This is a genomic window from Tritonibacter sp. SIMBA_163 (assembly GCF_046535935.1).
Lineage (GTDB): Bacteria > Pseudomonadota > Alphaproteobacteria > Rhodobacterales > Rhodobacteraceae > Epibacterium > Epibacterium scottomollicae.
Genome location: NZ_JAWJBP010000290.1, coordinates 1 through 287 on the forward strand (window position 1 = coordinate 1; position 287 = coordinate 287).

Annotated in this window: 1 protein-coding gene; it reads left to right on the forward strand. The window is 69.7% G+C overall.

What is annotated here, in order from left to right:
• Positions 1-70 precede the first annotated feature (70 nt).
• Positions 71-287 (forward strand): hypothetical protein (locus tag R0J92_RS22445; protein WP_411053286.1); only part of this gene is annotated, 217 nt, incomplete at its 3' end.

Genomic DNA, 287 nt, shown 5'->3' on the forward strand with positions numbered 1-287 from the left:
GGATCGGGCGCGCTTACCGGCGTGCGGTCGCCGCGGCGGTGCAAGGGCAGGCGCGGCCGGTGGATGCGTGATGGCCATAGGGTACCCGCTCGGGTCCCAGGCCGTTGCGTCCATCCACAAGGTCACGGTGAAAGGGTGGACAGCAAGCCGGTACGAACGCCGGGCGCGTCGTGGCATTATCCACGCGGCTTGCCGCGACCGACCGGGGGAATCTTGTCTGATGGGCGGGCCGGACGACCGCCAGTTGGGCAGCTCGACCTCCATCGCGACAAAGCTCTCGGTGCGGC